At 43.1% G+C, this 26,630-nt stretch carries 26 protein-coding genes and 1 pseudogene; 11 read left to right on the top strand and 16 right to left on the bottom strand.

The features are described from left to right. Positions 1 to 92 precede the first annotated feature (92 nt). A complete protein-coding gene (locus FTV48_RS07750; protein ID WP_179999908.1) occupies positions 93 to 1,796 on the top strand; it encodes a M61 family metallopeptidase in 1,704 nt (567 codons plus the stop codon). Positions 1,797 to 1,859: 63 nt separating this feature from the next. Here FTV48_RS07750 and paaI read toward each other — a convergent pair whose 3' ends face one another. The 3 genes from paaI to FTV48_RS07735 form a co-directional block, all read right to left on the bottom strand. Then, positions 1,860 to 2,252 carry a hydroxyphenylacetyl-CoA thioesterase PaaI gene (gene paaI, locus FTV48_RS07745; RefSeq protein WP_005170269.1) on the bottom strand — a complete coding sequence of 131 codons (393 nt, stop codon included), beginning with the start codon at positions 2,250 to 2,252 and terminating at the stop codon, positions 1,860 to 1,862. Positions 2,253 to 2,382: 130 nt separating this feature from the next. Then, positions 2,383 to 2,781: a hydroxyisourate hydrolase gene (uraH, locus tag FTV48_RS07740; RefSeq protein ID WP_005170270.1), complete on the bottom strand. Its 399-nt coding sequence runs from the start codon at positions 2,779 to 2,781 to the stop codon at positions 2,383 to 2,385. Positions 2,782 to 2,841: 60 nt separating this feature from the next. After that, entirely contained in the window at positions 2,842 to 3,348 is a 507-nt protein-coding gene (locus FTV48_RS07735; protein ID WP_005170271.1) for a heme-binding protein, read from the bottom strand. Between the two features lie 120 nt (positions 3,349 to 3,468). Here FTV48_RS07735 and FTV48_RS07730 point away from each other — a divergent pair, with 120 nt between their 5' ends. Continuing rightward, the gene (locus FTV48_RS07730) at positions 3,469 to 4,140 is read left to right on the top strand and encodes a heavy metal response regulator transcription factor (protein ID WP_005097421.1); all 672 of its coding nucleotides are present in this window, start codon (positions 3,469 to 3,471) and stop codon (positions 4,138 to 4,140) included. Next, positions 4,137 to 5,522, top strand: a complete 1,386-nt coding sequence (locus tag FTV48_RS07725; RefSeq protein WP_100357729.1) for a heavy metal sensor histidine kinase — start codon at positions 4,137 to 4,139, stop codon at positions 5,520 to 5,522. Before FTV48_RS07730 ends, FTV48_RS07725 begins: the two co-directional genes overlap by 4 nt. Here FTV48_RS07725 and FTV48_RS07720 read toward each other — a convergent pair. Next, positions 5,519 to 6,307 carry an rRNA large subunit pseudouridine synthase E gene (locus FTV48_RS07720; protein ID WP_005170277.1) on the bottom strand — a complete coding sequence of 263 codons (789 nt, stop codon included), beginning with the start codon at positions 6,305 to 6,307 and terminating at the stop codon, positions 5,519 to 5,521. The two genes, FTV48_RS07725 and FTV48_RS07720, sit on opposite strands and share 4 nt — an antisense overlap. 195 nt (positions 6,308 to 6,502) lie before the next feature. Here FTV48_RS07720 and FTV48_RS14930 point away from each other — a divergent pair. The 3 genes and pseudogenes from FTV48_RS14930 to FTV48_RS07715 all read left to right on the top strand — a co-directional run. Next, positions 6,503 to 6,666 (top strand): annotated as a pseudogene (locus FTV48_RS14930) (NADP-dependent isocitrate dehydrogenase); the annotation flags it as partial. 604 nt (positions 6,667 to 7,270) lie between these two features. Beyond that, positions 7,271 to 7,399 (top strand): hypothetical protein, encoded by a 129-nt coding sequence (locus tag FTV48_RS14925; RefSeq protein WP_005170281.1) that lies wholly within the window; start codon positions 7,271 to 7,273, stop codon positions 7,397 to 7,399. 145 nt (positions 7,400 to 7,544) lie between these two features. Continuing rightward, the gene (locus FTV48_RS07715; protein WP_074383288.1) at positions 7,545 to 8,105 is read left to right on the top strand and encodes a M23 family metallopeptidase; all 561 of its coding nucleotides are present in this window, start codon (positions 7,545 to 7,547) and stop codon (positions 8,103 to 8,105) included. Here the strand turns inward: FTV48_RS07715 and FTV48_RS07710 are convergent. Beyond that, positions 8,084 to 9,295 (bottom strand): YbfB/YjiJ family MFS transporter, encoded by a 1,212-nt coding sequence (locus FTV48_RS07710; protein WP_100357730.1) that lies wholly within the window; start codon positions 9,293 to 9,295, stop codon positions 8,084 to 8,086. The two genes, FTV48_RS07715 and FTV48_RS07710, sit on opposite strands and share 22 nt — an antisense overlap. 216 nt (positions 9,296 to 9,511) lie before the next feature. Then, complete coding sequence (locus FTV48_RS07705) at positions 9,512 to 10,942, bottom strand: pyridoxal phosphate-dependent aminotransferase (protein WP_100357731.1); 1,431 nt, start codon at positions 10,940 to 10,942, stop codon at positions 9,512 to 9,514. Positions 10,943 to 11,171: 229 nt separating this feature from the next. On the opposite strand from FTV48_RS07705, the gene msrB reads away from it, so the two are divergent. Both msrB and FTV48_RS07695 read left to right on the top strand, forming a co-directional pair. Further along, the gene (gene msrB / locus FTV48_RS07700) at positions 11,172 to 11,591 is read left to right on the top strand and encodes a peptide-methionine (R)-S-oxide reductase MsrB (RefSeq protein ID WP_005097408.1); all 420 of its coding nucleotides are present in this window, start codon (positions 11,172 to 11,174) and stop codon (positions 11,589 to 11,591) included. Continuing rightward, positions 11,588 to 12,064, top strand: coding sequence for a glutathione peroxidase (locus FTV48_RS07695; RefSeq protein ID WP_005097407.1), 477 nt, complete (start codon positions 11,588 to 11,590; stop codon positions 12,062 to 12,064). Before msrB ends, FTV48_RS07695 begins: the two co-directional genes overlap by 4 nt. A 113-nt stretch (positions 12,065 to 12,177) precedes the next feature. Here the strand turns inward: FTV48_RS07695 and dapC are convergent, their stop codons facing one another. The 5 genes from dapC to FTV48_RS07670 all read right to left on the bottom strand — a co-directional run bounded on the left by dapC (position 12,178) and on the right by FTV48_RS07670 (position 18,745). Continuing rightward, a complete protein-coding gene (gene dapC, locus FTV48_RS07690; RefSeq protein ID WP_179999907.1) occupies positions 12,178 to 13,347 on the bottom strand; it encodes a succinyldiaminopimelate transaminase in 1,170 nt (389 codons plus the stop codon). Between the two features lie 23 nt (positions 13,348 to 13,370). Next, on the bottom strand, positions 13,371 to 16,037 hold the full coding sequence (gene glnD, locus FTV48_RS07685) for a [protein-PII] uridylyltransferase (RefSeq protein WP_005097404.1): 2,667 nt from the start codon (positions 16,035 to 16,037) through the stop codon (positions 13,371 to 13,373). A gap of 26 nt (positions 16,038 to 16,063) precedes the next feature. Then, positions 16,064 to 17,278 (bottom strand): formate-dependent phosphoribosylglycinamide formyltransferase, encoded by a 1,215-nt coding sequence (gene purT / locus FTV48_RS07680; protein WP_171063324.1) that lies wholly within the window; start codon positions 17,276 to 17,278, stop codon positions 16,064 to 16,066. Positions 17,279 to 17,648: 370 nt separating this feature from the next. Beyond that, positions 17,649 to 17,996: an L-valine transporter subunit YgaH gene (gene ygaH, locus FTV48_RS07675; protein ID WP_100328993.1), complete on the bottom strand. Its 348-nt coding sequence runs from the start codon at positions 17,994 to 17,996 to the stop codon at positions 17,649 to 17,651. Next, positions 17,993 to 18,745: an AzlC family ABC transporter permease gene (locus FTV48_RS07670; RefSeq protein WP_159138591.1), complete on the bottom strand. Its 753-nt coding sequence runs from the start codon at positions 18,743 to 18,745 to the stop codon at positions 17,993 to 17,995. Before FTV48_RS07670 ends, ygaH begins: the two co-directional genes overlap by 4 nt. A gap of 103 nt (positions 18,746 to 18,848) precedes the next feature. On the opposite strand from FTV48_RS07670, the gene FTV48_RS07665 reads away from it, so the two are divergent. After that, complete coding sequence (locus FTV48_RS07665; protein WP_005097400.1) at positions 18,849 to 19,346, top strand: hypothetical protein; 498 nt, start codon at positions 18,849 to 18,851, stop codon at positions 19,344 to 19,346. A gap of 204 nt (positions 19,347 to 19,550) precedes the next feature. On the opposite strand, the gene FTV48_RS07660 is transcribed toward FTV48_RS07665, so the two are convergent. Both FTV48_RS07660 and ychF read right to left on the bottom strand, forming a co-directional pair. Further along, positions 19,551 to 20,168 (bottom strand): superoxide dismutase, encoded by a 618-nt coding sequence (locus tag FTV48_RS07660; protein WP_005097397.1) that lies wholly within the window; start codon positions 20,166 to 20,168, stop codon positions 19,551 to 19,553. Positions 20,169 to 20,374: 206 nt separating this feature from the next. Next, the gene (gene ychF / locus FTV48_RS07655) at positions 20,375 to 21,466 is read right to left on the bottom strand and encodes a redox-regulated ATPase YchF (RefSeq protein WP_005097395.1); all 1,092 of its coding nucleotides are present in this window, start codon (positions 21,464 to 21,466) and stop codon (positions 20,375 to 20,377) included. A 293-nt stretch (positions 21,467 to 21,759) separates the two neighbouring features. On the opposite strand from ychF, the gene FTV48_RS07650 reads away from it, so the two are divergent. After that, entirely contained in the window at positions 21,760 to 22,524 is a 765-nt protein-coding gene (locus tag FTV48_RS07650; protein WP_005097394.1) for a glutathione S-transferase family protein, read from the top strand. Positions 22,525 to 22,585: 61 nt separating this feature from the next. Here the strand turns inward: FTV48_RS07650 and FTV48_RS07645 are convergent, their stop codons facing one another. After that, complete coding sequence (locus FTV48_RS07645) at positions 22,586 to 23,743, bottom strand: hypothetical protein (RefSeq protein ID WP_179999905.1); 1,158 nt, start codon at positions 23,741 to 23,743, stop codon at positions 22,586 to 22,588. Positions 23,744 to 24,123: 380 nt separating this feature from the next. Here FTV48_RS07645 and FTV48_RS07640 point away from each other — a divergent pair, with 380 nt between their 5' ends. Next, positions 24,124 to 24,594 carry an Lrp/AsnC family transcriptional regulator gene (locus tag FTV48_RS07640; RefSeq protein WP_005097392.1) on the top strand — a complete coding sequence of 157 codons (471 nt, stop codon included), beginning with the start codon at positions 24,124 to 24,126 and terminating at the stop codon, positions 24,592 to 24,594. A 68-nt stretch (positions 24,595 to 24,662) separates the two neighbouring features. On the opposite strand, the gene FTV48_RS07635 is transcribed toward FTV48_RS07640, so the two are convergent. Both FTV48_RS07635 and FTV48_RS07630 read right to left on the bottom strand, forming a co-directional pair. Continuing rightward, on the bottom strand, positions 24,663 to 25,412 hold the full coding sequence (locus tag FTV48_RS07635) for a YebC/PmpR family DNA-binding transcriptional regulator (protein ID WP_005097391.1): 750 nt from the start codon (positions 25,410 to 25,412) through the stop codon (positions 24,663 to 24,665). Between the two features lie 245 nt (positions 25,413 to 25,657). After that, the gene (locus FTV48_RS07630; RefSeq protein WP_005097390.1) at positions 25,658 to 26,212 is read right to left on the bottom strand and encodes a 1-acyl-sn-glycerol-3-phosphate acyltransferase; all 555 of its coding nucleotides are present in this window, start codon (positions 26,210 to 26,212) and stop codon (positions 25,658 to 25,660) included. Positions 26,213 to 26,630: the final 418 nt, after the last annotated feature.

Raw genomic sequence — 26,630 nt, 5'->3', positions numbered from 1 at the left:
AAATGTAGACAAATAAGACAGCTAAACCATCTTGGCTTAAAAAATGCTAAGCTAAGCTATACCTCATTTATTTTCATTTTATATCGCCCATTATGTTGCATTATCAAATCGAATTTGACGATTATCGTCAGCACCTTATTCACGTGACTGTTCGCTTTCTGGCAGACCCGACGCAGATCTTATCATTACCGACCTGGATTCCGGGAAGTTATTTGATTCGAGAGTTTTCCAAACACATTGAGGCGGTCAAAGCTTATGATGAAGATGGACGTCAACTGCAAATCCAGAAATTTGAAAAGAACAAATGGCGTTTATTCAATACCGATCATGAGCTGATTACGGTTGAATATGATGTCTATGCCTACGACCTGTCTGTTCGTGGTGCATATGTGGATCAAAACCGTCTCTATGTCAACCCGGCCTGTGCATGCTTGGGGCTAGAAGGTCAGGAAAATAAAGAGATTGAATTAGAAATCTTCCTGCCAGATGAGTTAAAGCATTTCCAACTGGCAACCGGCATGCAATCCAAAAGTCTGGTCAAGGGCCGTTTCACCCTGAAAGCCAAAAACTATGCTGAATTGATTGATGCACCGTTTGAACTGGCAGAGCAAACCCGTTTCAGTTTTGAAGCGAATGGTATTCCGCATGAGTTTGTGGTGTCCGGCAAGCATGCGATGAATGCAGCACGTATGCAGCAGGACATTGAGAAAATCTGTAGCACAGAAATCTCCATGTTCGGTTCAGCGCCATTTGCTGACTATACTTTTATGACCATGGCAACCGGAAATAGTTATGGTGGTCTGGAACATCCAAACTCGACCAGCCTGATTTCACCGCGCGATGACTTGCCGAAGGCCAATGAGCCTGAAGAACCTTCCAAAGATTATCAGCGTTTCCTCGGCCTATGTAGCCATGAATATTTCCATTCTTGGTTGGTGAAATTTATTCGCCCTGAAAATTTTGTCAATTATGATTTGAACCGTGAAGGCTATACGTCTTTGCTGTGGATCTTTGAAGGCTTCACTTCTTATTATGATGATTTGATTTTGCTACGCAGTGGCGTGATTAACCAGGAATCATATATTGCTTTATTAAAAGCGCAGATTGATCGTTACTTGCAGAATCCGGGTCGTGCGATTCAGTCGGTGTCTGAATCCAGTTTTGATGCCTGGGTGAAATTCTACCGTCAGGATGAAAACTCGAATAATGCCGGCACCAGCTATTACAACAAAGGTTGTTTGGTTGCATTGTGCCTAGACTTAGGTTTGCGTTTACGCGGTTCAAGTCTGGATGCCTTGATGCGCCGTTTGTATGAAAATGCACAAAAGGGTGTTCAGGTACATGAGCGGACGATCTTTGAATTATGCAAAGAGCTGACCGGTGATGATTGGTCAGAGCAGATTAATCACTTGATTAATACCACAGATGAATTGCCACTGGATCAGTTATTGCCTGAGTTTGGTATCGGTTATAACCTGAAAAATGACAAGTCATTGCCTTTCGGTTTAAAACTGGTAGATAAGCCGGAAGGTGTACTGGTTCAGTCGGCGCGTCGTGATAGTACTGCTGTAGTAGCTGGCCTTTCTGCCAATGATGTGATTATTGCCGTTGATGGTTTAAAAGCAACGATGAAGTTAATGGAAAGTTATGCAAAACAGGAAGGTGTTTATACCATGCATGCTTTTCGTCGTGACGAGCTGATGAGCTTTGAAGTTCAGGCAGCTGGTTCTGAACTGACCGAAGTTGAACTGAAAATTGAAGATCAAGCCAAAGCTGAACAATGGTTGAAAGCCTGATTAAGAGTGACTCACTTAAACGACCGGTGTTTATACACCGGTTTTTTTATCAAGTTTTGAAAATTATCTGATGATCAGTCGAGAGGTACCGCGGAACTCTGCCACAATTTGATCATGCTGATTTATCACCTGAATATCGTAAATTCCACTACGGCCACTGCTGGCCCTATGTTCTGCTACAGCAGTCAATGTATCGCCAAGAACTGCCGGTTTTAAGTAATGAATTCCACAATGCTGACCAACAGCCGGATGTTCACCTGTATTACAGGCAATGGCAAATGCCGCATCTGCAAGCGCGAAAATCACTGCGCCGTTACAGGTCTGGTGACCCTGTAAATGTTGTTCAGTGACTTTCAGCGAAATTTTTGCGTGATTGTGACTATAAGCAACAAGGTGTGCACCAAGATGCTGGATTAATCGATCCTGATTAAACATCTGGTTGACTTGCTGATCCATTGCAAAGCTCCTTGTTTGAGATACGTTTTATTTCTTAAATTCATTTAATATGAGTCATGAATAGCATTCCAGCACAAGAATAACAAGTAAAAGAATAAGGCCCAATAAGATGGGCCTTAAGTGAAAGAGCTTAGTTACCGCGATAAGTCGAATAACCATAAGAGCTCAATAACAGTGGAATATGATAATGTTCTAAAGCGCCATCAATCATAAAGACCACCGGTACTTCAGGGAAGAATGTCCGCTGATTATTGGCCTTAAACCAGTCACCCGTTTTAAAGGTCACTTTATAAATACCCTTTTGCAGATTGGTATCTTTTGGATATAGCTCTTTAATACGGCCATTCTGATCTGTTTTAGCTTCATTGAGCTTGACCCATTTCTCACCTTGCTGTGCTTCCAAAATAACTGCAATATTTGCAGAAGGTAAACCTGTTTCCTGATTCAAAATATGCACACTAAGTGGATTCTGTGCAAAGGAAAGCGTGGCTGCGGTGCTCGCAAGGGTTGCTAGCAGGATTTTTTTCATGTTGTATTCCTCAGTAGATGGATGAAGCAATATTGAATAAAAGAAACCAATAAGACTTATTTAAATAGAGTAAAGCTGTTTTAAAGTGCTTTGAATGCCGCTATTGGCGCATTGATGATCTTGTTCCGAACCGCCTGCACCCGCAACACCTACAGCACCTAAAATATGATTCTGGTACATAACAGGTACACCGCCGCCCAGTAACAGCAGTTCAGGTAGGCTATTAAGGTTCTGTGCGTCCGGATTGTTCTGGGCATTGCGCATAAAATCCAGCGTACTGGTTTTCGTTGAATACGCGGTAAAGGCCTTGCGTTCTGCTGCGATCAGGTTGTGAATGCCGACAGATTCATGGCGTTGACTAGCCAGCAGATTACCACCCTGATCCAGAACCACGACTGCTGCGGGCTTGGCCTGTTTCTGGCAGGCCAACATGACATTGCTGGCCATAAGCTTTGCTGCTTCTAGCGACATGACTGGTGCTGTTTTTAATTCTGCATGTGCCAGTGAGCTGAGTAGTAATGAGCTGCTGAGCAAGGCTAAGGTTGTTTTGGCGATTGAATTTTTCATACTTGTCATTCATGCAATTGAATACTGTTGCTATTGTAGAAAGAAATACGCCAGTGCAGCATGACAATCAGATTACCAATTTGTAATCTAGGCATAGCTAAAAACAGCTAAACTACTGACATGCATATTTTAATTGTAGAAGATGAAGTCAAGATTGCTGAATATCTGGCAAAAGGACTGAGTGAGTCAGGTTATAGCACGGCCATTGCTGAAAATGGCGTGTTGGCATTGGCCTGTTTGCAGCAACAGTCATTTGATCTGGTACTGCTGGATGTAATGCTGCCAGATCTGGACGGCTGGCAGGTGCTGAAAACCTTGCGAACTTTTAGCCAGATTCCGGTATTGATGCTCACTGCACGCGATCATGTGCTGGATCGGGTGAAAGGCCTGGAGCTTGGCGCCGATGATTATCTGACCAAACCTTTTTCCTATATTGAGTTACTGGCCCGGATCAAAAGTCTGTTGCGCCGTGTGCCGCGACTGGAGCAGGAGGCCTATCAGGTTGCAGGTCTGGTATTGAACCGCCTAAAGCATGAAGTATATCGTAATGAACAAAAGATCGAATTAAGCCAGAAAGAATTTGCGCTGTTGCAACTGTTGATGGAGCATCAGGGGCAGGTGATGACCCGGAGCCAGATTGCTTCCATGGTCTGGAATATCAATTTTAATACCGATACCAATGTGGTGGATGTGGCCATTCGCAGGCTGCGGAGCAAAATTGATGATCATTACACGCCAAAACTGATTCATACCGTACGCGGTATGGGTTATAAACTTGATGAATACCCATGAACAATCCTATCTTATTACCGCTGGCAACACGCTTGAGTATTGCGTTTGCATTGGTGTCCTGCGTGGTTTTTTTGAGTGTGGCGTTACTGTCTTATCAAAATATGCAACAGATGATTCAGGCTCAGCAGGATCAGGCACTGGCTGCACGTATTTCCCGAATTGAAATATTTCTTGAAGATGCCCAGAGTTTCGAGCTTTTGGTTCAGCATCCCAAATTATATGAAAACATGCTGGGGCAAGAAGATAATCTACTGCTGCTGCAACATCAGAATAATCGCTTGATTGAAATCAATCCTTTGCAGATTCATATTCCGGCATTGCACTATACCTCTGCCTTACAGTTTCAGAATAATCAGGCTGAACAGCCTTCGACACGACTGGCTTTTAAACAGGTGCAGTTTGATGGTCGCAGTTATCAACTGGTGGCTGGTAAGCAGCTGGCAGAGGGACAAAGGATACTGGCAAGCTATTTATCAAAACTGGTGCTCTATAGTCTGCTTGGCATACTGCTCTCGACCTTGATGGCCTGGCTGGCAGGACGCTATATTCTCAAGTCCATGCGCCAGTTGATGCTGGCTACAGCACAGGTCAATATTCAGCAGCCCAATCAGCACATCGATGTTCAGAGTAATACGCTTGAGGTTCAAGAGCTGCGTCAGGCCATGAACGATATGCTCGCTAATATTCAGGCTGCGTATCAGCAGCTGGCACGTTTTTCTGAGGATATTTCACACGAACTTCGCACCCCATTAAACAATTTAATCGGGCAGACACAGATTCTGTTATCGCGGTCGCGCGAACCTGCTGAGCTGGAAAATCTGCTCTATTCCAACTTGGAAGAATACGAACGCCTGAGCCAGATGATTGAAAGTATGCTGTTTATCGCCCGGGTAGAACATGGCGGATATGCGATTGAAAAACAGCGTTTCAATCTAAATGACATGCTGCAAGAATTGCTTGAGTACTTCAGCTTTCTGGCCGAAGAGAAGCAGATGCATTTAAAAGTGGATGTTCCGCCAGATTTAAGTCTGACAGCCAGCACCGTATTGTTACAGCGCGCAGTCGCCAATCTGATCAGCAATGCCATTACTTATGGTCAGCCTGGGAGTGAGATTATTGTGTCTGCACAGCGACTCAACCACAGGATTAAAATATCAGTGTTGACGCCAGAAGTCTGGATTGCAGAGCAGCACCATCCGCATTTATTTGAGCGTTTTTATCAGATCGATGACAGCCGGCACGAAAAAGCCCAGACGGGTGGTCTGGGCCTTGCCATTGTACAGTCGATCATGCAGCTCCATCAGGGGCAGACAACTGTAGAAAATACACCGTCTGGCGTGATCTTTAGCCTGTCCCTACCTGATGAGCAGACTGGGTTTTAACCACGACCGCGTCCGCGACCACGAGGTGCTTTGGTATTTGGACGAGTTGTACCATTGGTACGACGTTTCGGCTTTTCGCTTTCGTCCATTTGCCAGATACGTTTGGTACCTGATTTTTTCACTGAACCATCTTTGTTCTTGCGAACCATTGGCTTACCACCCGTACCACCCGGTTTTTTCACATAAGAACGTGAACGGTATGGCTCTTCAGCAGGAACATTCTGGAAATCTGGATAAAGTAAAGGTTCAATTTCTTTGGTTTCACCCGGTTTAATATCCATACGTACAAGGTCAATATCACCAATTTTAGTACGGATTAAACGCAGTGTAGGGAAGCCCACCGCAGAGGTCATACGACGAACCTGACGGTTACGGCCTTCACAAATTGAAATCTCAACCCAAGACGTTGGGACAGATGCACGGAAACGTACAGGAGGATTACGCTCCCACAACCATTCCGGTTCAGATACTTTTTCAGCTTTGGCTGGAAGGGTCATGCCATCTTTAAGTTCCACACCTTTACGAAGCTGCTCAAGTGCTTCTTCGGTGACATCACCATCAACCTGCACCATATAGGTTTTAAACTTTTTATTGGCAGGATTGGTGATGTACTGGTTCAGACCACCGTGATCTGTTAAAAAAACCAGACCTTCTGAGTCCATGTCCAGACGACCAGCAAGACGTAAATCTTTGTCGTCGATGAAATCAGCCATGGTTTGGTGTTTTTCATCTGGGCGGAATTGGGAGAGGACGTCATAGGGTTTGTTTAAAATGACGATTTTCATAGGAAATAACTTCTATAATTACATAAACTTAAAAAATGTAGAGGCTTATTTTAAAGGGAAATTTGGTTATTTCCCGTATAAATCTCAAAAACAACGAATCTGGATTAGAATATTATGCGTTAAGAACAGTTGAAAGTATTGCCTAATTGGCAATTATTTTTAGGTTTGTCAGTAGCATTCGGAAAAATATGAAGAATAGAATATCAAAAGATCGTAGTACCTGCGGATGGTGCCAAATTACCGTTAATGCAAACCTGTCCCTCAACCTAGCAAATAATCTAATTGTCCCATGTATCAAAGGGAATGAAATTGGTGCTGATATTACACCAACAATGCAGGCTGTGGTAGATGTTGCAGTTTAAAAGCATAGAGTAGTAAGCCCTCAAATGCTTGGATCAGATAGATATCGAATCTGTCAGAAGTAAAAAAGGTTATCAAGTTAATCAAAGAGAAAAAATGGACATGACTAGAATCACCTTGAACTAAATTGTGCGTTAAACATGAACTACTAGAAAGAAGTCCTGACCTGATCATAAAGAAGATTTTAGCTATAAAAAAATAGCCAAAGAGCGAACATTCACGCAGTCTTGCGCTGGAGGTCAAGCGCAAGACTGCGAGCTTTTTTTGAATTTGATCATCCTACTATTGCAGATATACTTAACTCATTAAAGCCTGATTCTCCTAATTAAAACCTATATTAATCGCAGGTTTCTCAGGGGAATTAAATTTTCTTAAATTCTGATTGATAAACGCCCAAAAGTTAAAATGAGTATCAAGCTGCAACTTTGCGTAAAGATTGTAGTGAGCCAGAACAGGATTTGTTCTGAGTTGAATCACTTAGCCAACCTATTATTACATTGACGTATTTGGATACAGCTCGATGATTGGCATATTTTCCAAAAACGTTAGAGTGATCAATGGAACTTCCAGTGATAGAGACGTTTCTCCGAAGGAGTACATAATATGGCCAAATCTAAAGCGAAACATAAGCAGGTCCAACAAAAGGACAAGCAGGACAGCGCTCAGAATGAAGAGCAACAACAGCAACAGCAACAACCAGCCAAACCCTCCCGTGCAAAAAAACGTAAGTAATTGCTAGCTACCTTCCATAACAACGCCCTTACATAAGGGCGTTGTTATATCATTGATTTTATAAAAATATCATTCAAAAAATTACAAGATTACGACTTTAAATTGTGCTGTTCTGCTTAAGATAAAAACCATCTTTCTAAAATAAATGCGAATAATATTGGTGAAATTTTTTCGGATTTTAAGCTTAATTTTATCTGTATGCTTTGTCTTGACCGCCTGTCAGCCACCACCTTCAGGTGAAGCAGCAGGATGGAAAAGTCCTTATCTTTATTGGCAACTGAAAAAGACTCAATTAGAAGCACCGTTACAGATTCCGGTCGAAGGTATTACAGTCCGTCAAATTAATGATACGTGGGGAGCCGCGCGCAGTGCAGGCCGTAAACATGAAGGGACAGATATTTTTGCTCGACGTGGCACACCTGTCTTAAGTGCCACCCAAGGGATTGTACGTAAAATTGGCACCAATAATCTGGGCGGGAAAGTTATCTGGGTGACAGGGCCTGATATGAGTCAGCATTACTATGCGCATCTGAATGATTATGCTGAGCATATTCAGGAAGGCGACTGGGTGGAAGCGGGCGAAGTGATTGCCTATGTCGGCAATACTGGAAATGCCAAAAATACTCCGCCACATCTACATTACGGGATTTATCTGAGCGGGCAAGGGGCGACCAATCCATATCCTTATTTCGTGCCTTCTCCTTGAGCAGAAACTGGATGGGGTTGTGTTTCAGGAGTGAATCTGGCAGGACGGGTACACCAGAATAATTGCAATGTTCCTAATAAAAGAACAAATGCAGCTAATATGAACTGTTGATGATAGCTCAAACCAAAATATTGCAGCGCACTAAAACTGAGTCCGCCAATCAGCTGAACAGAGGCGAAACACAAGGTGGCAATGCTCCAGAGTTTTTTATACGCCAGCCCATACAGTTGCAAAATGGTATAAGAGGTCAGGAAGACCACAGCAGGGTTTAGCATGCCGGTCAAAAAGGAAGAGCTCAACGTGAGCAATGCTTGGCCCTCTAGAGTCGCAATAAAAATAGCCACAATATAAAGACTATAAAGAATTTTTAGGGCAGCAAAATTACCGAATTTTCTGGCCAGTGCATAAGCACTGAAGGCACCTAAAGCACTACCAAATCCATAAAGAATCCAGTTGAAGTTAATCCAGAACAAGCTCAATTCCAACTGCTGGCTTAAATAATCAATCCAGAAGAGCGAATGCGGTATATAGGCAAAGGCGCTACACGCGTAGACAGCCAGTAAGCTATAAAAGACGCTACTCAAAGATATCTTGGAGGTAGTCGAAGGTGCTTGTACGGACAAATAAGGCTTAAATTTTTGGATAAGTCCACTTAAACATAGACAAATGAGCAGGGCAAAGCCACATAAGATCAGCCAGGCAGTCTGTATGGAAATCTGATCCAGATAAGGCAGAAACAGGGTTGCAATTAATACACCTAATCCGATTCCGCTAAAACCGATAAAGTTGATTTTAAGACGATCCTGAAGCTCACAGCACTGCGCAACTACACTTGGCGATAAGATCATCATCAGCCCGCCGCTGATTCCTGAAATCACGCGCCAAAAGATATACCAAACTTCAGAGAAACCAGAAAATGCACAGCACATCAGACTGAACATACCGGCAAAAGCTGAAATTTGAATATACCTGCTCATACTGCGGTCTTGAGGCAGACGCATGGCGGTATAGGCACCGATTAAATAGCCCAGTAAATTGGCACTGCCCAAAAGCCCGGCAAAATCTGTACTCCAGCCAAAGGCTTCTCGTGTACCCGGTAACAGCGCAGTATAAGAGAAACGAAGAATGCCAATCCCCAAGCACATACTAAGGCAGAGAAACAGGCTGAGTTTAATTGTGTGTGAGGACATCCGTGTACTCATAAAGTTTTATATTTGGTTAAAAAATAACATGAATCTTCGTGATTAAGGAGAAATCACTTGATAAGAAACCGTTGAGTGCAGGAATTTGTGCTTCAGGAAGTCTTTGTACTTTTTAAAATGTTATAAGTCGAAACTTTGAATATGGAGAGAAATAAAAAAACCGCATTCAGAAATGCGGTTTTTTTATGTTGTCTATTTCAGGAGTTAACGCATCTTGGCAAGGAAACGGCCAACACGGGTAAGCGCTTCACGCAGTTCATTTTCAGCCGGCAGGAACACCACACGAAAATGATCCGGTGTCGGCCAGTTAAAGCCTGTACCTTGAACCAGAAGTACTTTCTCGGCACGTAACAAGTCCAGCATTAGCTTTTCATCGTCCTGAATTGGATAAACGTTCGGATCCAGTTTCGGGAAGCAGTACATCGCACCCTCAGGCTTGACACAGGACACCCCAGGAATCTCGTTCAGCATTTCCCAGGCAATATTACGCTGTTCATACAAACGGCCACCCGGACGAATCAGGTCATTAATGGACTGATAGCCGCCCAGTGCAGTCTGAATTGCATATTGCGCCTGATGGTTGGCACACAGGCGCATAGATGCCAGCATGTCCAGACCTTCGATATAGTCTGCTGCACGTGTTTTATTGCCGGTAATGGCCATCCAGCCAGAACGGAAGCCAGCAATACGATAAGCCTTTGATAAACCGTTAAATGATACACAAATCTGATCACCTGCCAAGGCAGCTACAGCGACATGCTCGATACCGTCATAGATGATTTTGTCATAGATTTCGTCAGCAAATAAAATCAGGTCATACTTCTTGGCCAAGTCCACGATCTGTTGCAAGACATGACGCGGATAAACCGAACCGGTCGGGTTGTTTGGATTAATAATCACAATACCACGGGTATTTGGCGTGATTTTACTTTCCATATCGACAATGTCGGGATACCAGTGATTTTCTTCATCACATTTATAATGAATCGCCGTACCGCCAGACAGATTGACTGCCGCAGTCCAAAGCGGATAATCCGGCATTGGAATCAGCATTTCATCGCCATCATCCAATAGGCCCTGCATGGCCATGACAATCAGTTCAGACACACCATTACCGATATAGACGTCATTGACGTGCATATCCAGAATGCCTTTTTGCTGGTAATACTGGCAGATCGCCTTACGTGCCGGGAAAATCCCTTTAGAATCTGTATAGCCAATGGCATTTGGCAGATTTAAAGCCACATCATTGATGATTTCTTGTGGTGCTTCAAAACCGAATGGGGCGGGGTTGCCGATATTCAGTTTGATAATCTTATGACCCGCTTCTTCCATCTCGATGGCCGCTCGTAACACAGGCCCGCGAATGTCGTAGCAAACATGCTCGAGCTTAGACGATTTCTTAATTTCGCGAGGGGTTTGGAGAGTGTTCGGCATTTTGATGTTCTCGGAAAGAGTGGAGGTCACTTTTGCATAACGGTATAAATAACTTTTAAATGTCTCAGTTGTTACCAGATCGAGATGATGTTCATCTCTGAGTAAAGCAACAATTCTTTCATGGGTGAATCCTAGCTGTTGATACTGTTTAATCACAGGTAACAGATTTTTAAAAATCACGCTCTTTTTTTGCGACATTTTTTAATCCTGAGCAAGAATATGACTAAGCTTAACACTAAATTTGCTCACAAAAAAGTATTTAGTACATAAGTTGCTTACTTTGTTTCCGCATATTTGCTTACTTTTTGCTTTTTTGGCTATTATAGGTCTTTTGTAAATTGTTAAATAAACACTAGAATTTTTAAATTGAATCACGTAAATATAGGATTATCCTATTTTAAATAGCAAGATAAAAAGGTACGCAATCATGGGAAAACTCAATAAAACAGACAGAGAATGGCAAAGAGAGTTATCACCTGAAGAGTTCCGTATTACACGCCAAAAGGGAACCGAACCCGCATTTACCGGGAAATACTGGAATACCAAACAAGATGGTGTTTACGTATGTCGCTGTTGTGGTGAACCTTTATTTACTTCAGAAACCAAATTTGACAGTGGTTGTGGCTGGCCAAGCTTTTACCGTCCCCTGAGCAGTTCAGTCATAGAAGAATTACCTGATACTTCACACGGGATGGTCAGAACTGAAATTGTTTGTCATCATTGTGACGCACATTTAGGGCATGTTTTCCCTGATGGTCCAGAACCGACGGGCTTACGTTATTGTGTAAACTCGGCTTCTTTAGAATTAGAAACACAAGAAAAAAATGATGAGGAAACCTATCCATGACCAGCATTTATCAGTTTGAAGCTGAATTGTTAGATGGTAAAAGCAAACAGCTTGCAGATTATGAAGGCAAGGTACTTTTAATCGTGAATACAGCAAGTAAATGTGGCTTTACCCCACAATTCTCAGGATTAGAGAAGCTTTACGAGAAATATAAAGATCAAGGTCTGGAGGTCTTAGGATTTCCATGCAACCAGTTTGGCGGTCAGGATCCAGGTTCCAATGAACAGATTGGTGAGTTTTGCCAGAAAAATTACGGGGTATCTTTCCCGATGTTTTCCAAAGTGGATGTTAAAGGCCCTGAAGCGCATGCCATCTTCCGTTATTTGACCAATAATTCCAAAGGTATTTTAGGAAATGGGATTAAATGGAACTTTACCAAGTTTCTGATTGGACGTGATGGTAAGGTTTTGAGCCGTTTTGCACCGACGACCAAGCCTGAAGATCTTGAAGTTGAAATCGAAAAAGTACTCTAAACTTTATTTTGAGACATGAAAGAATTTTTGAGTGCTGGATTAAAATTGATCGTATTGCATTTTTATAAAAAAACCACTGTATTTACAGTGGTTTTTTTGATTATGACTTAAATCTAGAGAATCGCTTTTAGACGTTGAATGACTTGTTCACATTGTGCCAGATCAGCAACCAGAGCTAAACGTACATGATTTTCACCCGGATTACCTTGTTCAGTATTACGAGACAGATAACGGCCCGGCAGAACTTTAATATGGGCTTTTTCCATCAGCATTTTGGCAAAGGCTTCATCATTGTCGACTTTGAGCCAGTAGTAGAAACCGGCATCCGGTTTTTTCAGTGGCAGCAGGTGACCGAGTTCTTGCTGGAACAAATCAAATTTGGCGCGGTATTGCACCTGGTTGTCTTCCACATGGGCTTCATCGTTCCAGGCAGCAATAGAAGCCAGTTGGTGCTGTACCGGCATCGCTGCACCGTGATAAGTACGATACTGCAAATACGGTTTTAGTAAAGTTGCGTCACCGGCGACAAAACCTGAACGCATGCCCGGCAGGTTGGAACGTTTAGACAGCGAGTGGAATACCACACAGTTTTTATAGTCATCACGACCGATTTCAGCACAAACTTCCAGTAAACCTACAGGTGCCTGATCAAACCACAATTCCGAATAGCATTCATCTGAAGCAATGACAAAGTTGTATTGATCTGACAGCGCAATCAGCTTTTTAAACTGTTCTTTAGACAGCACCGCACCCGTTGGATTGCCCGGCGTGCAGACAAATAATAATGCGGTTTTTTCCCAGACTTCTGCCGGAACGGCATCAAAGTCACCGAGGTAATTATTTTCCTCAGTACAGTTGATGAAATAAGGTTTGGCACCTGCGAGCAGCGTCGCACCTTCATAAATCTGGTAGAACGGGTTCGGCATCACCACATAAGGTGCCTCTTCTCGGTTCACCAAGGCTTGTACAAAAGAGAAAATTGCTTCACGTGTACCGGAAACGGGCAGGATATTGCTGTCTGCACTGATGCTATTCAGCTTAAAGCGGCGGCTTAACCAGTTGGCAATACTTTCACGTAGTTCGGGAAGACCTTTACTGTTGGGATAAGTCGATAAATGTTTAAAGTTATCAATAATCGCCTGTTTCACAAACTCCGGTGCAGGATGCTTTGGTTCGCCAATCGACAGGGGAATTAATGGCATATTTGCAGGCTGGATATCCGCAAAAAGCCGATTTAACTTTTCAAAGGGATAAGGGTGCAATAAAGACAAGCTAGAGTTCATGAAATATGTTACCGAGCAGAGTGTTAGTGTTGACCGCTGACCTGATGCGAAGCCTCATCCAGGGCAGCTTTAAGTGCAGCTGCAAATTCTTGAGACTCAGTCGGGCTCATCGGGATGCCATTTTTTTTGGTGACAAAGAAAATATCTTCAGCACGTTCGCCAAGTGTGGCAATTTTGGCAGAGTGGATATCCAGCCCTTGCATCATAAATAAACCGCCAATTTTGGCAAGTAAACCAGGATGATCCAGAGTCGCAATTTCGACCATATTCTGATCCAGAGCCGCATTCATCGTAATATCGACTGTATTTTCAATATCGAAATGACGGAGTTGACGCGGAATGCGGCGTTGCATCAGACCCGGATATTCATCTGAATGGCTCAAAGCGTCTTTCAGGGCTTCAATGACGGTGGCTTCCCGTTCAGGGTCGGTGAGTAAGGTACCAAAGCGATCCAGCACCACATAGGTATCCAGACTAAAAGCTTTGGTCGCGGTAATAATCCGCGCATCTTGAACATCCAGATTCATACGATCCAGAATGGCAACTGTGGTCGCAAACAGGTTCGGTTTATCCTGAGTATAAATAAAGATCTGTACCGCATCCTGAGCATATTTTCGATGCGCCCGCATCAGCACCAAAGGCGCAGGATTATCGCCATGTTGTAAAATGGCGCGGGTATGCCAGGCAATTTCATCCGCGGTTTCTTTCAGGAAATAATCATCACCCAGTTCCTGCCAGACTTTTTCAACATCATAGAGCGAGAAATGCTCGACCAGACGTTCACTGGCTTCAAACTTGGTGTCTTCAATCAGCATCTGATAATCGACCGGACGGCCGAGACCAGAACGGATCACATCACGCGCCTGAGTATAGAGCTGACGCATCAAGGATGCGCGCCAGGTATTCCAGAGCTTGGGATTGGTGGCATTGATATCAGCAACTGTCAGGGTATACAGATAGTCCAGATGCTCCATATCGCCCATTTTTTCTGCGAATTCTTTGACCACATCCGGGTCGGAAATATCTTTTTTCTGCGCAGTCACAGACATCACCAGATGATTCTGGATCAGCCAGGCCACCAGATTACTTTCGCGTTCGGTAAAGCCATGGCTACGGCAGAATTTAATGGCATCGGCTGCTCCAAGCTCACTATGATCACCGCCACGACCTTTGGCAATATCATGAAAAAGAGCTGCCAGATATACAATGTCACGACGGGTCAGGCGCTGGAACACTGAACTGACCACAGGAAATTCCTTGGCAAATTCAGGTGCTTTAAAGCGATTTAAATTGCGTAGCAACAATAAGGTATGTGCATCGACCGTATAGATATGGAACAGGTCATATTGCATTAGGCCCAGAATTTGCCCAAAGGCCGGGATGTAATTACCCAGTACGCCATAACGCTTCATCGTCACCAGGGTGTCGTAGAGTCGATGCGGTGAGCGGATAATCGCCATAAACAGCGCCTGATGCACCGGATTATCACGAAAATCCTGATCAATGCGTTTTCCTGCCAAGGTCAGCAGGCGTAAGGTACGCGCACGAATGCCCTGAATTTCAGGACGATTGGCCAACAGGTAGAAAATTTCCAGAATCGCGCTTGGATTTTCCGAGAAAATCTTGTGATGCTGAACTGCTAACTTGCCATCGACCAGTTTGAAATTTTCATTAATTTCCTCAATCTGGCGTTCATATTGCGGTAAACGTGGGGTAATCACAGATTCATTGAAGTAGGCCAACAGCATTTCATTGAGTGTAGAGACTTGCTGTGCGCTGCGATAATAGCGCTTCATGAACTGTTCGATCGGATAGTTCGGATGATGCGCCTCATCACGCACATAGCCGAATTTAGCCGCAATATCACGCTGATAATCGAACAATAAGCGGTTTTCGTCACGCTTGGTCAGGCGGTGCAGGTGATGGCGAATCTCCCAGAGAAAACTTTCAGCTTCTTCGAGCACACCCAGTTCAAATTCTGAAATAAAACCCAGATGTACCAGATCATAAATCCGGTTGACGCGGAAATGTCGTTTGGCAATCCAGCCGATTTGGTTGATGTCGCGGATACCGCCCGGTGCATTTTTAATATCCGGTTCCAGATTGCTTTCGGTATTGTTGTGCTGAGCATAGCGTTTATGCTGCTCATCCATTTTGGCATCAAAGAAGGTTTTATCGGTCCAGGTGCGTGACACGATGCGCCGTGGCCATTTGCACAGGTTCTCATTGCCAATAATCAGGCGTGCTTCGATTAGCGTAGTGGCAACGGTGAGATCACTACTGGCCTGACTGACACAATCATTGATGGTACGCACGCTGATCCCCGGTTTGAAATTACCGACATCCCAGAGTAATGAAATGAAGGTAGAAATCAGCTGTTCCTGCTCTGGACTAATCTCGTCTTCTGACAGGATCATGAGGTCGACATCAGAATAAGGCAGCATTTCACGGCGACCATAACCTCCGACAGCAAACAGGGCCAAATCGGTTTGATCCAGTTCGGCATATTTCCAGAGAAATTGCAGTGCTTCATCAATCAGATTGGAACGTGCCAGAATAATATCCCGAATCGACTGTCCATTTTCAAAACTCTCCTGTAGCTGATTTTCGACATCACTACGCCATTGATTGATGGCTTTAATGTCATGGTTACTTTTAATGTAATTCAGCAGAGGTAAGGTATTGATCATGAACAGTGGTCCGTTGGTATTTCAGCTTAGTTTTGATTAATGCTAACTTGATTTGCGACCTGAAGTGCCAGTTCGCGTGCCTGTTCAATGCTTTCAGCACGTGCAGTCGCAACGCCCATGCGACGCCGTTCGAAGCCTTCAGGTTTGCCAAACAGGCGCAAATCAGTATTGCCGTCTGCTAAAGCAAGATTCAGGCCAGAAAATGAAAGATTACGATCATCTACCCCGGCATAAATCACCGCGCTGGCAGCCACACTATGCCGTGTGGTATTGACCGGCAGGCCTAAAATCGCACGTGCATGCAATTCAAATTCGCTTTGGAATTGAGAGGCAAGTGTTACCAGTCCGGTATCGTGTGGACGAGGAGAAACCTCACTAAACCATACTTGGTCGCCTTTGATAAAGAGTTCTACACCAAAGATTCCGCAACCCCCCAGTGCTGTGGTGACTTTGTGGGCAATGCGTTTAGATTCCTCTAGCGCTGCCGGAGTCATCGGCTGAGGTTGCCAGCTTTCGACATAATCGCCCGAGTCCTGACGATGTCCGATCGGATCGCAATAAGAGGTTTCGATCTCGCCGGTTGCCGGATTTTTTGCACGAACAGTCAATAAGGTAATTTCAAAATCAAAGTCAATTTGCGATTCGACAATCACCGTACCCTGATTGACGCGTCCACCAGTTTGCGCATATTCCCAAGCCGCGTCTACCTCTGCAAAGCTTTTTACCCGAGACTGGCCTTTGCCAGAAGAGGACATGACCGGCTTGACAAAGTTTGGATAGCCGACATCATCACAGGCAGCACGGAAGGACTCTAAACTGTCAGCAAATCGGTACGCTGAAGTTGGCAGCCCCAGTTCTTCTGCGGCCAGACGGCGAATGCCTTCGCGGTTCATGGTCAGATTGACCGCTTTAGCCGAAGGAATGACGGTCGCAATATTTTGTTCTTCAACGTCAACCAGTACTTGTGTGGCAATGGCTTCAATTTCAGGAACGATTAAATGTGGCTGGATTTGATGGATCAATTGTTTTAATTCTTCAGCATCGGCCATATTCAAGGTATAGGAATAATGCGCGACTTGCATGGCAGGTGCATGCTCATAACGGTCAGCAGCATGAACTTCGACCCCAAGACGTTGTAGTGAAATCACCACTTCCTTGCCCAGTTCACCAGAACCCAATAATAGAACTTTATAGGCAGAAGCTTGCAGGGGAGTACCAATAGTCACGCTCATGTGTGTCATCCATGCTTGATTTTATGGACTTTTAGCATAGCAGAACTGAGCCGGCAGTTAAGCCAAGATTCATACAAAATTGTGATATTGTCCAACAGTTTTATTTATAAAGTTTTTCTGGATGTAAGTAAGGCGTAATTGTCATGTCACTGATCTGTCAGACTGATTTGAAGACGGTATATCCTGTTTTGGCAATAGCTTTTTTCTATCTACAACTGGTCGAGTATTAAAAAAGTATAAAAGAATACGGAAATGATTTTATTTGAGCTTTTTCTTTCAGGAAAAATAATAGGGATCAGCTAATTATTTTTATATAATAAAGACCTATGCTATTCCATATAGCATAAGTCTTTATCTTGATTGATCAGTCAGTTCAAGCTTAAAACGTCATCGGCACATAAGTATAAACCAGACCATAGGTCAGTGCTGCGGTCAGGGTCGCCATCACGATGCGTTTGAATTTAAAGTAAAGCGCAGTGAGTACGATAAATCCGACCAGCATCGCAATACTTTTATTCGGTGTTGCTAATAATGGCGGTAAGGTAGCAACTACCAGCATGGAGCTGATTGCCGCAATGCCGATTGAACCCAAGGCAATTTTTAGCCACAATGCTCCGCGTTTTTGTGAGCCTTGCTGAAATTTCTGAATCACAAAAAAAGGCCCGAAGCGTGAGACGAAATTGGCGATCCCGACGACAATGCCGACCAGAATAATCTCTAGATTCATGCTTGATCTCCTGCATGTTCAGGATCTGGCTGTTTTAAGATATAGTGCTTGAACAGGCCGGCAAAAATACCAGAACTGATGCCAATGAAAATCGCGGCAGACAGATCAATAAAGTAACAGGCCACAGCAGAAACCAGAATGGTGACAGCCACAACAAAAGTATGTTTCTTCTCAAAAGCAGCCAATAGGAAACTCAGGAACAGCGCAGGTAACAGGAAGTCTAGAGCCGCTTGCAAGAATTGCGGCAGATTGCTGACCTGATCGGCAAATAAACCACCGAGAAAAGATCCCAATGCCCAGGACATCCAGCTAAACAGGCTTAAACCCAGCATCCAGGATTCAGACCATTCCTGACGCCGTTGCGAGAGCTTGATCATGCCGGAAGCAAAAACCTCATCGGTCAGACCCCAAGACCAGATCGCGGTTTTCTTTAAATTCAGCCGGTCTTGAATCAGGTTTTGCAGCGCAGGGCCATAGAGCAAATGCCGAATGTCTAGGGCAATCACCGTTAATGCCGTCATCCAGATAGATGTGCCACTGCCTAAAAGTGCGACCACAAGGAACTGGCTGGCACCTGCATACATCGAGCAGGAAAGAAATAGCGCTTCCCAAGCCGTAAAGCCAAACTGAGTGGCTGAAACGCCAAAAGCAAACGACACTGGTAAATAAGTGAAGATGATCGCTTGGCTATCTTTTGCACCTTGCCAGAAGCCAGCAGGTTGCGTAGCGAGTTGATTCTGTTCAGACACGACACACCTTGAAGGAGAGTTGAACGATGGGTCAAATGAAGATTGTGTATTCTACGTGAATTTAATAGCATAGTGCCGAAATGTTTAAATTGGCGAGCCTGATATGTGGATGTTCAAGACACGTACGATGCTGACAGCTGCTTTAATGAGCACTGCATTGTTGTTACAAGCGTGTGGGAATGACAGTCAATCGACTGATAAGCCAGAAATTAAACCGGCACCTAAACTGACGAATGATGCGACCACCTATGCCAATGCGGCATGGCAACTGATCAATAAAGTCGATCCACTGGTTTATCATAAAGAAGTGGATCAGCTGGAAACCCAGGTGCGTCAACCGGCACGTAAGCTGAGCACAGACTGGCGTATTAATGTCAAAATGACCGATTCGGTGACTGAAGGTAAATATGCCTTGTGCCGTAAAGCCTTAACCAGTCTGGAAATCTGGGCGCGTACCGTGATCGACAATGGCAGCAGTCTGGAACAAAAGCAGGCGGATTATGAGCGGGATAAACTGCAATGTCAGAATGCGATTGATAATCCTGAATTGGGAAATACTGATCCCAAACAAAAAGGCACCGCGATTGCTAATATGCAATAAACCTTTAGCCATTTAGTTATAAGCATAAAAGCCAGTCATTCAGACTGGCTTTTTTAGGATGAGACAACAGCAAGACTCTAAAAAGAGGGTATCCACACATGTTCTAATAAAATCACAAATACACCACAGATCAGGAGTGTGCTGCCAATTATGCGTTTAATCAGAATAGGTGTAGACATGGTCGATCTCCTTAAATATTTAAAGCTAAAGCGTGTTCAATGCTTCCAGATAACGACGATTCACTTCTTGCCAGTTCACGACATTGAAAAAAGCCGAGATATATTCCGGACGACGGTTTTGATAGTGCAAATAATAGGCATGTTCCCAGACATCCAGACCTAAAATGGGAATATTGCCATGCATCAGTGGAGAGTCCTGATTGGCGCTGCTTTCTACAATAAGTGTTTGATCTGGCGCAACACTCAGCCAGGCCCAACCGCTACCAAAACGGCTCAGTGCTGCCTGGGTAAAGGTGTCTTTAAATGCCTCGAATCCGCCTAATTCATGTTCAATGGCCTTTGCAATTTCAGCTTCTGGATGGCCGCCACCGTCTGGACTCATGACTGTCCAGAACAGGGAGTGATTGGCATGTCCACCGGCATTATTGATCACGTTCTGTTTTAATTGCTGCGGTACTTCATTGAATTTGCTAATTAAGGCTTCGACCGATAAATCTTCCCATTCGGTTCCTGCGATCCCTGCATTGATATTATTAATATAGGTTTGATGATGCTTGCTATGATGAATTTCCATGGTCTTGCTATCGATATGAGGCTCTAGGGCATCATAGGGATATGGCAGTACAGGCAGGGTATAGCTCATGGTCAGGATTCCTTTGCTAGAATGAAGTCATGTTATTTTTCATTAGATTTAACATACGCCTGAATTTAATATTTTTATATGAGAATAATTATCATTATTGTTAATATGTGTGAATTATGCGTTGCCTGTAAGTTTTCTACGCTCGGTCATCTTATTTCCTAGGTAATAAAAAAGCCCCAGAAGGGGCTTTTTCACACAGCAAATACTTAGACGTTAAAACGGAAATGTAAAACGTCGCCATCCTGAACGATATAGGTTTTACCTTCTAGACGCCATTTACCGGCTTCTTTTGCACCCGCTTCGCCGTTGTACTGCACGAAATCATCATAAGCAATACATTCTGCGCGGATAAAGCCTTTTTCAAAGTCGGTATGAATTACACCAGCGGCTTGCGGTGCAGTTGCACCAACTTTCACAGTCCAGGCACGAACTTCCTGTACACCTGCGGTGAAGTAAGTTTGTAAGCCAAGTAGTGAATAACCTGCACGAATCACCACGTTTAAACCAGGTTCTTCCATGCCCATCGCTTCCAGGAATTCAGCACGGTCTTCATCTTCAAGCAATGAAATTTCCGCTTCAATCTGGTTGCAAAGAGGTACGACAATTGCATTTTCTTCAGCAGCCAATTTTCTCACTGCATCCAAATGCGGGTTATTTTCAAAACCGTCTTCAGCAACGTTGGCAATATACATGGTTGGTTTAAGCGTCATTAAGCCAAAGCCACGTACCAGTTTACGTTCGTCATCATCCAGATCCGCTGCGCGAGCCGGTTTGCCTTCATCGAGTAAAGGCTGGATTTTTTCTAATACTGCTTTAGTAGCAATTGCTTCTTTGTCACCACCTTTGGCAGATTTAGTCAAACGGGTAATCGCTTTCGCCACCGCGTCGAGATCTGCAAGCGCGAGTTCTGTATTAATCGTGGCGATATCATCCAGTGGATCAATACGACCATTCACATGAATGACGTTTTCATCTTCAAAACAACGTACCACGTGAGCGATTGCATCAGTTTCGCGGATGTTGGCCAGGAACTGGTTACCTAAGCCTTCACCTTTAGAAGCACCAGCGACCAGACCTGCGATGTCCACAAATTCCATAGACGTTGGAATCACGCGCTGCGGTTTAACAATTGCTGTCAATTTGTCTAAACGTGGGTCAGGAACAGGCACGATGCCGGTATTTGGTTCAATGGTACAGAACGGGAAGTTTTCTGCAGCAATAGCAGCTTTGGTTAAAGCATTGAAAAGTGTAGATTTGCCAACGTTCGGCAAGCCGACAATACCGCAATTAAAACCCATGAAATAACTCACAAAAGCGTTATATAAAAATTGCCCCCGATTTTACATGAAAGCACGGCTAAAGTCAGGTCATGCACTTGTGGTTTATTGCAATCAAATGCTTCTTATAACTTAAAAGCTCCGCTGAGCTTTCCCGGATTTATTATGAGTCCGCCGAATATAGAGGAATAATCAGCCAGTATTGTACTTTTGGATAAAAATCACATTGTTTTTCTAAAATTGAGTGACTAAAGTATCTGAATAAAACAGCGGCCTATACGCCCTGATCCAATAACGATAAACATGGAGCATGCATGCGAACTTTATACCAGTTTCCTTTATCTCACTTTTGCGAAAAAGCACGTTGGATGCTGGACCATAAAGAGCTGTACTATGTTGCTCACAACCTGATTCCCGGCGTACATCGGGCTTTTGCCCGACTGAAAACAGGACAGAATCGTCTGCCTATTTTGCGCGATCAGGACAAATGGATTGCAGATTCAACCCAGATTGCGCTTTATCTGGATGATACTTATCCAGAACATCGTTTATTGTATGCTGAAGGACATTTTCGAAATAAAGCCTTAGAAATTAATGAAATTACTCTGGAGCTGGGTCGTCATGTCCGCCGCTGGATGCTCTCTCAAGCGCTGACTTCCGATCATGAATCTCTCGATATTTTAATTGGTGAGCAGGGCTATTTGCGCCAGTTTGAAAAATTTTCTAAACCTTTATTAAAAGCGATGGTCGCCAAGGGTTATGCATTGAATGAGGAAACTGTGGCGGAATCCAAACAGCATATTGATGTCACTGTACAGCAACTCAATCAGATGCTGGTTAGTCAAGGTGGATATTATTTTGTCGGAAATCGTTTAGGTCTGGCGGATATTGCTGTCTGCTCTATGCTTGCTCCATTATTGGCGATTCCGGGGACGCCGTGGGAAAAAGAAAATTTTGAAACCTTGTCCGAAGAATATCGTGATTATCAGCAACATTTAAATGCGTTGCCTTTGGGTGAATATATTTGTCGTATTTATCGGACTGAGCGTAATGCACGGGTAGACTGGCGTGGTGTATAAGCTTCAAGGCAAATCCTAAAATTAAAAACGCGCATTAAGCGCGTTTTTAATGAGATGATGACTAACCCCAAGGATTAGTCTGGTCGATATCAATATTTTTAGTAAAATTATTGAGAAGTGAACCAAAATCAAAGCTGGATGAACCACCACCACTGCCAATATTCTGAATCGTATCTTGAGTGTCAGGCAGAATAGCAGACAAGTCAATATTGGAATCTGTGGCACCCACATCTTGGACCAGATCACCTAGATCAGGTAATTCAATCGAAGAGCTATTATCAATCAATTGCCCAATGCCTCCGACAATGCTACCTAGATCAAACCCGTTTGAAGCAGAGGAAATTCCTTCGATCAGAGTACCCAGATCCAGATCACTATCTAGATTGAGATTACCCAATAATCCTCCTAAATCTATGCCATTTGAGCCATTCGCGATCAGGCCGCTGAGTAAATCGGTAAAGCCATCGAGATCAAAATCCCCCGCTGCATTCTCACCGACAAAACCGCTAATTAAATCTGTGATAGCACCGATATCAAAATCATTGCCTGTATTGCCGCCGATTAAACCGCCGATCAGATCTGCAATCGCGCCGATGTCGATATCACCCAGTGCACCAGACCCACCAATCAGACCACCAACCAGCTGAACGATTTGTGCAATATCAATCTCGCCATTACCACCGATGAGCTTGCTGACCAGATCTGCAATTGCAGCAATGTCGATATTACCTAAACCACCAGAACCGCCGATCAGGCCGCTGACCAGCTGAACGATTTGTGTAATATCAATCTCGCCATTACCGCCGATGAGACCGCCGACGAGTTTGGAAATAGCACCAATATCCAGATTGCTGCTATTGTTCGCCATTAGGCCATTCAACAAATTGGTGATCTGGCCAATATTAAAACTGCCCCCATTGGATTGGGTTAAGCTGCTGATCAGACTCTGAATATCTAACTTCGAAGCATTTGAACCAGACAACTGAGTTAATAAATTGCTCAGATTTGCGCTGTTCAGACTATGTCCAGAGAGAAGGCTGTTTAATAATGAGCTCACGGAAGGTTGTGAATTAGAGCTGTTTAGACTGCCAATGAGATTGCTAAGCGTACCTGAGGCTGTTCCAGCGAATAAGCCACCTAACAGGCTTTTAGTTTGTGTTTCAGCCGTTAAGACAGGACTCACCTTGGTTTTAATCAAACTTAAAATTTTAGAAGCCATGAGCATTCCTTATTTAATATTTTTGAAAAATGCTATTTTTATTTTTAGTGCGGCTTTGTTTTAATCTATTTCTATACACTTGTAAAAGATAAGTGGCTGAACTGTGCGGGTACTTGAAGGTCTGGCTTGTATTTTGCTGGACTAATTAAACTTAAACTATTAAAAAATAAATAATTAATAGAAATTACCATTGGTCATTTTTTAGAATTATATGATTAACGGTTATCTGGTTCAGGATTGAAAGTTACTTTATAAAATGGCAGAAGATTTGGAAAATATTTTCAGAATATGAAAACTTTGTGAAAAATAAATAAATATTGTATAACAGGGAGAGCGCAATATTTTGCTATTTTTATTGATTATTAAGAAAGAGTATAAAAATGGAACTGGATCGTTTCGATAAACATATTCTAGAAATATTGACCCATGAGGATGTCAATCTGAATGAACTGTCAGAGCGGGTAAATTTATCTGTGAGTTCAGTCCATCGCCGGATCAAACACTTGATCGATCACAATATTATCAGTGGCTTAAAGCGTGAAATTAATTATCAGAAATTAGGTTTCACGCTGCATGTACTGTTACAGGTGTCGCTAAGTAAACATGATAGTGATACTTTTGCTAAATTTCTGGAAGAACTGGAAAGTATTCCCGAAGTGATTAATGCCTTTTTGGTCACCGGCCAGTCTGCGGATTTTATTGTCGAAGTAGTGGCGCGAGATATGGAAAATTATAGTGAAATTTTACTCAAGCGTATCGGGAAAATTGAGCATGTGGTTGCACTGCATTCGAGCTTTGTCATTAAAGAATATAATGTCTTTAACTGTAGCGGATTACTCAATAAAGTTTGATCCTAGGCGAGAGTAGTAGACAACTATAAAAAACGCACCCAAGGGTGCGTTTTTAGTTTTGATCAAGCTTAAGCGTCTAATTGCGCCATCACTTCATCAGTAAACTCTACGTTGGTATATACGTTTTGAACATCATCTAAATCTTCAAACATATCGATCATTTTCAAAATCATTTTGGCTTGATCAACATCTGTAATTTCAGCTTTGGTTGAAGGGCTCATCACCACTTCAGCATTGTCAGACTTCAGACCTGCTGCAGTGAGCGCATCCTGTACATCACCAAAGCTTTCAGGCGTGGTAATTACCAGAATTTCATCTTCAGCAATTTCAATATCTTCCGCGCCTGCTTCCAAAGCTACTTCCATGATTTGATCTTCTAAAGAAACATCTTCAAAAGTGATCTCGCCACGTTTGGTAAACAGATAAGCCACTGAACCGGCAGTACCTAAGTTACCATTGGTTTTTGAGAAGCAATGGCGAACATCAGGAACAGTACGATTCAGGTTGTCTGTCATGGTCTCTACCAGAACAGCAACACCACCTACACCATAACCTTCATAGGTCACTTCTTTCAGGTCGTCGTTATCTTCGCCACCCGCACCACGTTGAATGGCACGGTTGATCACATCACGTGTCATATTTACAGATAATGCTTTTTCAACCACCGCACGCAGACGAGGGTTGCTACCTGCATCTGGACCACCGAGTTTTGCCGCAGTGGTTAATTCACGAATATATTTGGTAAAAAGCTTACCACGACTCGCATCTTGTTTTGCTTTACGATGCTTAATATTGGCCCACTTGGAATGACCCGCCATGCGAACTTTGCTCCTTGTAGATTGGCTGTATGCCTATCAGAATGCCGAAATTCTACCATAAGCTTTTTTTTAAAAAAAAGTGTCTGGATTTGAGATTTCAGGATAAAACAAAAAAATTGTATTAAATTGATAGAAAAGGGGAATGCTATAGTGCAGTTTTTGATTTTATTTTTCAAATTTATACAAATGCTTTAGGAGGACATGAACAGCAAAGGATCTGTTCATGTCGAGCACTGTTACTGAGCTTATTCCGGAATGACAATATCCAGATCCACTTTATCTTTATAGAGCTGTTTGATTAAGGCCAGATCTTGAGCCAGATCTGTTGGATAAATCTTGCCTAAAATGCCACCTTGTTTGGTTCTGGAATTGGCATATAGCAACACAATCGGCACATTGGCAGCTTTGGCAATATGCCAGAAGCCGGTACGGATCGGTTTACGTGCTTCACCTTGCTTGGCACGTGTCGCTTCTGGTGCAATCACCAGATTAAACTTTTCATTATTCTGAAAATGCTCCACCATCTGGGTCACGATATCTTTATTGGCCTTGCGGTCAACAGGAATACCGCCGACAGCTTTTAATAGCGGTTTGAAAGGTCCTTTAAATAGTTCTTTTTTGATCAAGGTATGAACTTTAAGATCATAAATCTGGAAGAGGGCAATCGACAGCACCGCATCCATCATTGAAGTATGTTCAAAGCCAATAATGACCTGTTTGTCTTCGAGTACATCTGGTTCGACATGATATTGCCAACCCGCAAGTTTAAATGCAGATTCGCCAATGAATTTATTTAGCATAAGCACAGATTAAGTAAAAGCCATATGTGGAGAATCGCATAATTTCTTCTTGTTCGGCCATTCAGTCAATAGGCTGGCAAATAAAACGTGTAAATAATGTAGAAATCTATAATTTCTTGATCTTTTTAAACTGAAATATTAAGAGCTAAAATGTATAAATAAAAAATTTTGATATTAAAAAAGTATTATTAGATATAAAAAAAGTCTTAAAATGGTGAAAAAATGACTATCCAGAGCAAGATTTAGTTATTAGACTTTTGTCGAAGAAGAGAAGGGGTATTAATCCTTTCTATTTTGTTGTTCTTTCTACTCTGAGATTGAAAACTATGACCTTGTAGGTGGTGGAACAGGTAGGGCAATGGGTTCGTTTGTCACTCATAAACTATTTGTAGACTCATTCATTCTTATGGCGTTTACC

The sequence above is a fragment of the Acinetobacter sp. YH18001 genome (assembly GCF_013416975.1).
Classification (GTDB): domain Bacteria; phylum Pseudomonadota; class Gammaproteobacteria; order Pseudomonadales; family Moraxellaceae; genus Acinetobacter; species Acinetobacter pseudolwoffii.
The sequence above is the reverse complement of the archived record's forward strand: the minus strand, read 5'-3'. Positions and strand labels throughout refer to the sequence as shown.

What these genes read in the sequence shown, in the direction of transcription:
- FTV48_RS07710 (WP_100357730.1), bottom strand. Translation starts at nt 9,295, where the DNA reads ATGTCCTCACACACAATTAAACTCAGCCTGTTTCTCTGCCTTAGTATG.
- glnD (WP_005097404.1), bottom strand. Translation starts at nt 16,037, where the DNA reads ATGATCAATACCTTACCTCTGCTGAATTACATTAAAAGTAACCATGAC.
- ychF (WP_005097395.1), bottom strand. Translation starts at nt 21,466, where the DNA reads ATGGGTTTTAATTGCGGTATTGTCGGCTTGCCGAACGTTGGCAAATCT.
- FTV48_RS07640 (WP_005097392.1), top strand. Translation starts at nt 24,124, where the DNA reads ATGGAACTGGATCGTTTCGATAAACATATTCTAGAAATATTGACCCAT.
- paaI (WP_005170269.1), bottom strand. Translation starts at nt 2,252, where the DNA reads ATGGATCAGCAAGTCAACCAGATGTTTAATCAGGATCGATTAATCCAG.
- FTV48_RS07705 (WP_100357731.1), bottom strand. Translation starts at nt 10,942, where the DNA reads ATGTCGCAAAAAAAGAGCGTGATTTTTAAAAATCTGTTACCTGTGATT.
- FTV48_RS07665 (WP_005097400.1), top strand. Translation starts at nt 18,849, where the DNA reads ATGTGGATGTTCAAGACACGTACGATGCTGACAGCTGCTTTAATGAGC.
- FTV48_RS07735 (WP_005170271.1), bottom strand. Translation starts at nt 3,348, where the DNA reads ATGAAAAATTCAATCGCCAAAACAACCTTAGCCTTGCTCAGCAGCTCA.
- FTV48_RS07730 (WP_005097421.1), top strand. Translation starts at nt 3,469, where the DNA reads ATGCATATTTTAATTGTAGAAGATGAAGTCAAGATTGCTGAATATCTG.
- uraH (WP_005170270.1), bottom strand. Translation starts at nt 2,781, where the DNA reads ATGAAAAAAATCCTGCTAGCAACCCTTGCGAGCACCGCAGCCACGCTT.
- FTV48_RS07630 (WP_005097390.1), bottom strand. Translation starts at nt 26,212, where the DNA reads ATGCTAAATAAATTCATTGGCGAATCTGCATTTAAACTTGCGGGTTGG.
- dapC (WP_179999907.1), bottom strand. Translation starts at nt 13,347, where the DNA reads ATGAACTCTAGCTTGTCTTTATTGCACCCTTATCCCTTTGAAAAGTTA.
- FTV48_RS07635 (WP_005097391.1), bottom strand. Translation starts at nt 25,412, where the DNA reads ATGGCGGGTCATTCCAAGTGGGCCAATATTAAGCATCGTAAAGCAAAA.
- FTV48_RS07645 (WP_179999905.1), bottom strand. Translation starts at nt 23,743, where the DNA reads ATGGCTTCTAAAATTTTAAGTTTGATTAAAACCAAGGTGAGTCCTGTC.
- FTV48_RS14925 (WP_005170281.1), top strand. Translation starts at nt 7,271, where the DNA reads ATGGCCAAATCTAAAGCGAAACATAAGCAGGTCCAACAAAAGGACAAG.
- ygaH (WP_100328993.1), bottom strand. Translation starts at nt 17,996, where the DNA reads ATGAATCTAGAGATTATTCTGGTCGGCATTGTCGTCGGGATCGCCAAT.
- FTV48_RS07725 (WP_100357729.1), top strand. Translation starts at nt 4,137, where the DNA reads ATGAACAATCCTATCTTATTACCGCTGGCAACACGCTTGAGTATTGCG.
- FTV48_RS07720 (WP_005170277.1), bottom strand. Translation starts at nt 6,307, where the DNA reads ATGAAAATCGTCATTTTAAACAAACCCTATGACGTCCTCTCCCAATTC.
- FTV48_RS07750 (WP_179999908.1), top strand. Translation starts at nt 93, where the DNA reads ATGTTGCATTATCAAATCGAATTTGACGATTATCGTCAGCACCTTATT.
- purT (WP_171063324.1), bottom strand. Translation starts at nt 17,278, where the DNA reads ATGACACACATGAGCGTGACTATTGGTACTCCCCTGCAAGCTTCTGCC.
- FTV48_RS07695 (WP_005097407.1), top strand. Translation starts at nt 11,588, where the DNA reads ATGACCAGCATTTATCAGTTTGAAGCTGAATTGTTAGATGGTAAAAGC.
- FTV48_RS07650 (WP_005097394.1), top strand. Translation starts at nt 21,760, where the DNA reads ATGCGAACTTTATACCAGTTTCCTTTATCTCACTTTTGCGAAAAAGCA.
- msrB (WP_005097408.1), top strand. Translation starts at nt 11,172, where the DNA reads ATGGGAAAACTCAATAAAACAGACAGAGAATGGCAAAGAGAGTTATCA.
- FTV48_RS07660 (WP_005097397.1), bottom strand. Translation starts at nt 20,168, where the DNA reads ATGAGCTATACCCTGCCTGTACTGCCATATCCCTATGATGCCCTAGAG.
- FTV48_RS07715 (WP_074383288.1), top strand. Translation starts at nt 7,545, where the DNA reads ATGCGAATAATATTGGTGAAATTTTTTCGGATTTTAAGCTTAATTTTA.